Source organism: Streptomyces sp., from assembly GCF_031181705.1.
Lineage (GTDB): Bacteria > Actinomycetota > Actinomycetes > Streptomycetales > Streptomycetaceae > Streptomyces.
In genome coordinates, this window is sequence record NZ_JAPSKN010000198.1 from 1 (window position 1) to 7,516 (window position 7,516).

Below are 7,516 nucleotides of genomic sequence, written 5' to 3' on the forward strand. Positions count from 1 at the left end.
GTCGTGGGTCGCTCGCCCGGTTGATCGCCGACTCGACGGCTGCGATCCGGTCGGCCAGAAGACCGAGGGCGGAGACGGCCCGGGTGATGTGGTCGTCCTCGGGTCCGCCGAGGGACTGGGCTCGAACATGGGCCGCCTTCAATTCGGTCCATCGGGCCGACTGCTCGGCGTTGAGCGTGCCGCGCAGCTCGGCCAGCTTGAGGAGATTGGCCTCGGCATCGCTGGTGAGGGTCTGGGCCTCGGCGCGGTACTGGTCATCGATCAGTGAGGCCAGCTCGTCGTCGTTCATGACGGGTTGGACGCGCTGGGCGATCTTGTTCATGGTGCGGTAGGAGCCCTGGAGCCGGAAGGGTGGTTCCGTGCGGGTCGTGTCCGACTGTGCTGCCGAGGCGATGTAGGCGGCGTTCACGGCCAGGACCGTCTCCCGGGCGGTGAGCAGGTGACGCAGTACGGCCAGGATTCGCTCCAGCTCCACAGACCCGTATGGATGCGTCAGGCGGTCCGCTCGCGCCGCCGGGTCGCGCTGCGCGAGGCGGATCAGCAGGTCGAGGTCGGCGCGGTCGCGGCCGGAGAGCGGAGCGAGGACCGGGTTGGCGGTGAGGGCGTTCTCGATGAAGCTGAGCGCGAAGACGTCGTCCTTGCCGGTCAGGACGTCACCGAGGTTCCACACGTCGGCGCGGTTGGCGAGCATGTCGGGCACCTGGAAGCGGCTGCCGGACTCGGTGTAGGGGTTGCCGGCCATGCAGACGGCGAAGCGTTTGCCGCGTAGGTCGTAGGTGCGCGGTTGGCCGTCCCGCACGCCCTCGATGCGGCGGGTGGCGTCGCAGAGGGGGATGAACTTCTGGAGCAGTTCGGGCGAGGTGTGCTGGATGTCGTCCAGGTAGAGGAGGGTGTTGTTGCCCGCCGCCAGCGCGAAGTTGATCTTCTCGACCTCTTGGCGGGCGGTGGCGTTCGGGGCCTCGGCCGGGTCGAGCGAGGTGACGGTGTGGCCGAGTGCCGGGCCGTCGACCTTGACCAGGATCATGCCGAGCCGGTCGGCGACGTACTCCATGAGGGTCGTTTTGCCGTAGCCGGGCGGGGAGATGAGCAGGAGCAGGCCACCGGAGTCGGTGCGCTTGGACTCGCCCGTGGTGCCGAGCTGCTTGGCGAGGCTGTCGCCGATGAGTGGCAGGTACACCTCGTCGATGAGTCTGCTGCGCACGAACGCCGACATCACGCGCGGCCGGTACTCGCCCAGGCGGAGACGGGCACGTTCGGCGTCCACCAGGGCTGTGCGGCGCTGCTGGTAGGCGCGGTGGCCGGGTACGTCGTGGGCGCGGAAACGGCGTGTGCGGGCGAGGAGTTCGTCGACGCGGATCGTGAGGGCGCGGCCGGTGATGCGGGGGTGGGTGCCGAGCAGGCCCGTGAGGGTCTGTGTGAGCGGCGCGTCGGACTCGTAACGGGGCAGGCCGGGGCAGAGTTCGGCGGCCACCGCCTCGGCGAGGTCGCCTGGGGTGAGGTCGGTGCCGGTGGCGGCGGTGTACGCCGTCAGCCATGCCTCGACCAGTTGCTCGCGGGCGGCCGGGTCGGTGAGGGCGGTGAGGTCGTCGTCGTAGGCCGAGGTGCCCACGGTGCGGCGGAACCTGTCCAGCAGGGTGCGGGTGCCGGCGCTGATGACGAAGCCGGGCGGGCCGCTGGTCAGCTCTTCGAAGAGGTACGTGGCCGCCGCTTCTCCGCCCGCTACGGCCGCCAGCTCCCGTTGCAGGTCGGCGATCGCGGGTGCCGGGCCGAAGGTGTCCCGGGCCCGGGCGAGGGACACCGCGCGCCGGGTCCAGCTCTGGCGTTCCTCGTCCGTCGTGCCGTGCGCCCAGAACATCTGGGCGGCCGCTCGCGCGGCCGGCTCGTGGCGCAGCGGCCCGGCGCCCTCGTGCAGGCGCAGGAGCGCGGTGAGGATCGCTGTCGCGTCGTGGTCGTGGACCCCGCGCTCGTAGCCCTCGTCGTACGCCGCTTCGGCGGCCTGCCGCACGAGGGCCGGCAGGTCGGCCCGCGCCAGCGCCTGGGGACCGTGTTCGTCCAGCAGGCGGGCGGCGAGGTGCTCGGCCCGGTAGACCTCGGGTGACTCCGAGGGCAGGGGGCGCTCCCAGTACGGGCGGGTGGCGGTGAAGTCGGGGTCCGTGACCGGGGAGCGGTAGTCGGTGCCGGTCAGGGCGAAGGCGAGGGTGTCGCCGTGCGGGACGAGGGTGAGGTCGAGAGGCTGGGTGTTGACGGCGAAGCTGTGGGTGCCGAGGCGGATCGTGCGGCCGCCGTCGGTGTAGAGGTCGGTACGGTCGCGCAGGGCTCGCAGCGCCTCCTGGCGGGCGGCTGTGAGGCGGCCGTCGAGTTCCTCGGCTCTCACTTGGTCGCCGAGGTCGCGCAGTTCGTCGGCGATGCGGCGGACCTTGGCGGGCATCGGGTCGGAGGTGAAGTACGTGGTGACGGCGTCCGTGTCCGGCTGGGCGGCTGCCCGGCGGGCGACGGTCCGCAGGATGCGGGCCGCCGAGTCGGCCAGGCGTTCGGCGCGGCGGGCGCGGGCGTCGGCGAGGGTCTGCTTGCGGGCGGAGAACGCCTCGTGGATCTCGTCGCGCTTGTCGGCGAGGAGGGTGAGGAAGTCGTCGAACTCGGCGAACCGGGACTCCAGGTTCTCCACCTGTACCAGCAGGCGGGCGAGTTGCTCGTCGCACGCCTCCGGGCTGTCGGCGGCGGCGAGCGCGCCGGTGACGGACTGGCCCAGCAGGGCGAGTTCGGCGGAGAACTCGGCCCGTCCCTCCCGGTCGAGGAGCTCGCGGCGACGGCCCCGCAGGGCGGCGCGGGCACGGTTGACGCCGCCGAGGACCTCGGCGATGCGCTCCAGGATCGCGGTGCGGACGGTGGCGTCGGCGATGTCGAGACCGGCGACGACCTCGGTCACCGTGCGCAGCACGTCGGCGAGTTCGTCCGTGCGGGCTGCGACGGGCGCCGCCTCGGCCACGGTGGCGATCGCCTCGGCGTCGGCGACGAGCCGCTCGACCTGCGCGTGGTGGTCGGCGAAGGCGTCCTCGCCGGCGAGATGCGCCACGGCACGCCGGCCGAAGGCGACGAGGTCGGACTCGGCGGCGGCGGCCAGTTCGTCGATGTGGGCGGTGTCCGCGTACCGCATGTCCTTGAGGGTGAGCAGATGGCCCTGCGCGCGGCGCAGCTCGGTCAAACCGGTCACCCAGCCTGCCGCGCCGCGTGGGGCTTCGCCCCGCAGCCGTCGTACGACCTCGGTGGCCCGCGCGGCGGCTTCGGCGAGCGCGTCTTCGGCCTGCCGGGTGAGGGCCTGGACCGTCTCGAACTCGGCCAGGACCTGCTGTGCCGTGTCGCGCAGTTGGGCCAGTGGTGTGTGGAGGTCGCCGAGTTCGGGGTCGTCCAGCCAGTGGTGCGTGTCCGCCACCCGGGCGCAGGCGGCCAGGAGTGCCTCGTACACCTCGGTCGTGGGTGTCGTGTCGGCGACGGCGCCCGTGACGGAGAGGCAGTCGGAGATGCCACGCACGAGGTCGGCGTTGCCGATGCGTGCCAGGGGGCCGGTGCCGGCCGGCTGGGCGGCGGCGTGGGTGTCCGAGACGTACGGGGAGTTCCACAGCTGCACGGGGTGGACGCGCTGCGGCTCCCCGGCGTCAGCCCTCAGGACCGCGAGCGCGCCGTCGTCGAAGAGCGCCCAGCCCTGGCAGGGGAGGGGGATGGCCATCTCCTTGCGGATCGTGTTGTACGGCAGAAGGAGGGTGCGGCCCTCCACGCGTGCGCGGAAGGCGTAGAGCACGTCTTCGCCGTTCGGAGAGCGGATCTCCCGATCGAACTCAAGGCCTGTGGTGTCGAATTCGTACGCCTTGTGGCTGCCGGTGGCCAGGCAGTAGCCGCCGGGGAAGACGATTCCCTGGTCCTCGGGCAGGCGGCGGCACGCCCGGCCGATGCCGTCGAGGCGGACGACTGTTCTGGTGAGGGTGTTGAACACCAGGTGACGGTCGGTGTCCTCCTTGTAGGGGCGCACGCGCAGGAGGATCAGGGCGCCCACGCGCGCGTACGCGATGTCCGCGTCCGCGAGGGACTGAAGCGGCTCGTCGACGGGCTCGGTGTAGAGGCCTTCTGCCGTCTCGGTGTCGTCGTCGGCCTTGACGGTCAGCACGCCGCCGACCGTGGAGACGAACACCTCGCCGTGGATGGAGACGAGCGGGTGCCGTCCGAGGACGTGATCCGCGCGCGTGCTGTCGACCCATTCGACGTCGTGGGACGGGGGCAGGACGTGGTCGCGATCGCCCCGCGCGTCGAGGAAGGTGGCCTGTCCGCCGTCGGCCAGGGCCCAGCGCAGCACCCGCGTGTCGTCCGCCGTCTCACCGGTCTGGAACACGGCGAGCAACTTGCTCTCGGTGCGCCGGAGCCGGAGCAGGCGGGCGTGGCGGTAATAGCGGTGCAGGGCGGTGAACTCGCGGACGAAGGCGGCGTCGTCGAGCAGGCCGGGGACGGCGTCGTCGGGCAGCCGTTCCAGGTCGCGGTCGTACAGGGCCAGGACGTCGCCGACGCGTGTGTCGGCCTCCCGGCTCGGGACTGCGTTGCAGCTGAACAGCAGCACCTCACCCACCGCGACGACGTCCCGGGGAACTGCCGCGTGCTCGGTGCGCAGTCGCCTCGTGCCGGCGAGCCCGAACCGCGTCGAGCCGAACTCCTCGATCCGGCGGGCGTTGAGCGCCTCGGCGCGCCGGGCCAGCTCGGCGGCCCGGGCGGTGAGGCGGTCGCGCAGCACCTCGTACGTGCCCCTGTCCACGGGGTCGTACGTGCCGGCGTCCGGGACGGTCGTCATGGCATGCCTCTCGGGAAGTCGGGGAACGTGGTCCGGAGCCGCCGTCCCCTGCGCGGCGGCTCCGGACCGAAGGGGCGGGTCAGGCGTGGGCGGCACTGCCGTTCAGGGTGGTGAGCGGCCTGTCCGCCAGACCCAGCTCGCCGGCCTTGTCGAGCAGCTGCTGGAGCTGCCCCGCGTCGGCCCCGCCGGTCTTCATCAGCTTCATCAGCAGCGCCGAGACCGTCAGGTTCTGCACATCGGCCGTGGTGACCGAGGCGAGGATGCGGCCCAGGTCGTCGGTGAAGCTGGAGGTGCCCTCCAGCCAGGGCCGGGCAAGGGCCTGCGCTGTCTCGGAGTGCTGGACGAACCCGTCGACGCCCTTGCCGAGTGCGATCGAGGACATCAGCCGGTCGAAGAAGACCGACTCGCCGCCGACGATGTTGATGTCGGCGCTCTCCAACCCGGTGGCGAGCACCGTGGCCTGCGCCTCGGCGACCTGCCGCTGCACGTCGAGGCCCGCAAGGCGGATCTCCTTGTCCGCCTGCACGCGCAGCCGGTACTCCTCGTGCCCGCGCGAGGCGTCGTCGAGGGCGGCCATGGCTGCGGCCTTCTGGGTCAGGCCCTCGGCCTCGGCCTTGAGCTTCTCGCCGATGGCCGCGGCCTCCGCCAAGGCCTGGGCCTGCGCGCCTTCGGCCTCTGCCCGCAGCCGGGCCTCGGTGGCGGCGGCCTCAGCCCGGCCGGCCTTCTCGATGACGTCGGCTTCCTTGTCGCGGACCTGGACGGCGGCGAGCCCTTCGGCGGCGGCCTCGGCCTGGATGCCCTCGGCGAGGCGGAGCTTGGCCCGGGCGTCGAGGTCGGCCGTCTTCAACCGGGCCTCCGCGAGGGTCAGTTCCTCGGCCGCGCGGTGGGTGGCGGCCTGCTCGGCGGCTTCGGCGGCCTTGATGTCCTTGACCAGCTTCTCCTGCGCTTCGGCTTCGGCGGCGATGATCACGGTCTGCCGCTGCCGCTCCGCCTCCTCCACGGCCCGCAGCTTCTTGATGGACTCCTCCTGCTCGGCGACCGTGCGGTCCACGGCGACGCGCTCACGAATGACCTCGGCGATGTCCCGCCGCTCCGCCTCGACCTCCTTCTCGGCGGCGATCCGGGTCAGCTGCGTCTCGCGTTCCCGGCCGATGACTTCGAGGAGCCGGTCCTTCTCGATGCGCTCGTTCTCGATGGCGATGACCCGCTCGCGGTTCTTCGCGGCGACGGCGACCTCGCGGGCCTGGTTCTCACGCTGCACCCCGAGCTTCTCCTCGGTGGCCAGGAAGGCTCCCTGGGCCCGCAGCCGCTCCTCCTCCACCACCCGCGCCGTCTCGGCCTCTTCCCGGGCCCGGACGGTGGCGATCTCCCGCCTCTGCTTGGTCTCGGCGTCGGCCTGCCGGCGCTCCAGCTCCAGGATGGCCTCACGTGCGTCGACGTTCTGCCGCGTGATCTCCTTCTCCTCCGTGCGCTGCGCCTCGTTGGTGCGCACGTGCTCCATGACCGTCAGCTCGGTGATCTTGCGGATGCCCTGGGCGTCGAGGACGTTGGACGGGTCGAGCTGGGCGACCGGCGTCTGCTCCAGGTAGTCGATCGCCGCGTCCTCCAGGTGGTAGCCGTTGAGGTCGACGCCGATGACTTCGATGATGCGGTAACGCAGCTCCTCGCGCTTGGTGTACAGGTCGGTGAAGTCCAGCTGCTTTCCGACGGTCTTCAGCGCCTCGGAGAACTTGGCGTGGAACAGTTCCTGCAGCGTGTCCCGGTCGCTCGCCCGTGCGGTGCCGACGGCCTGCGCGACCTTGATGACGTCCTCGACGGTCTTGTTGACCTTGACGAAGAACGTGATGCGGATGTCGGCCCGGATGTTGTCCTGGCAGATCAGACCGTCCTTGCCGGTCCGGGTGATCTCGATGGCCTTCACCGAGATGTCCATCACCTCGGCCTTGTGCAGCACGGGCAGCACGACCTGCCCGGTGAAGGTCACGTCGACCTTCCGCAGCTTGGAGACGATCAGCGCCTTGCCCTGCTCCACCTTGCGGAACAGCAGGGAGACGAGCAGTACGGCGAGCAGGGCGACGGCGACGAGCACGCCGGCGCCCAGGAGGATGACATTCATGGCATACGTCCTTGAGGCGTGAAGGAAAACGAAGCGTGAGGGGGCCGACGGGGGTACTGCTCAGGAGGCGTGGTCCACGTGATCGCCTGCCCGGCCGCGACCGGGCAGGCCGGGTTCGTCGGGGAAGAGCCGGTGCAGGGGACGCACGAACAGGCAGGTCAGTCGCCATGCGACGGGCAGGGCGGCGACGGGCAGGACCATGCGCAGCAGCCCGGTGACGGCACACGGCGGCGCGCACACGGCCAGCAGGAGGACGCCCCCGACGCTGAGGAACCAGGCCACGGCCGTCAGCAAGGTGACGGCCACCGCCACGGGTACGCCGCCCATGCCCCAAGCCCGGACGTTGGCGTCCGCGTCGAAGGTGCCGACCGAGGTGAGACCCGCGGCGACGAGGAGCCAGAAGCACAGCAGCACGACGAGGGCGGCGGTCAGAAGGATCGTGGGCGGGCCGGTGACGACCGACAGCAACGTCCGCATGCCGTACCCCCTGTCTCGTCCACACTGCCCGTCAAGCGCGTCGGCGGAGCACCGCTCGCTCAGGGTTCCGGTGCCGGACACCTGCCGGTGCC

Annotated in this window: 3 protein-coding genes; all 3 read right to left on the minus strand. The window is 71.6% G+C overall.

The window, feature by feature from the left end:
- Positions 1-4,831, minus strand: a 4,831-nt coding sequence (locus RIN80_RS25145) for a DNA repair ATPase (RefSeq protein WP_309097931.1), incomplete at its 3' end; no start/stop codon positions are given.
- Between the two features lie 79 nt (positions 4,832-4,910).
- Positions 4,911-6,947 (minus strand): flotillin family protein, encoded by a 2,037-nt coding sequence (locus tag RIN80_RS25150; RefSeq protein WP_309097932.1) that lies wholly within the window; start codon positions 6,945-6,947, stop codon positions 4,911-4,913.
- Positions 6,948-7,007: 60 nt separating this feature from the next.
- Positions 7,008-7,424, minus strand: a complete 417-nt coding sequence (locus RIN80_RS25155) for a hypothetical protein (protein WP_309097933.1) — start codon at positions 7,422-7,424, stop codon at positions 7,008-7,010.
- Positions 7,425-7,516: the final 92 nt, after the last annotated feature.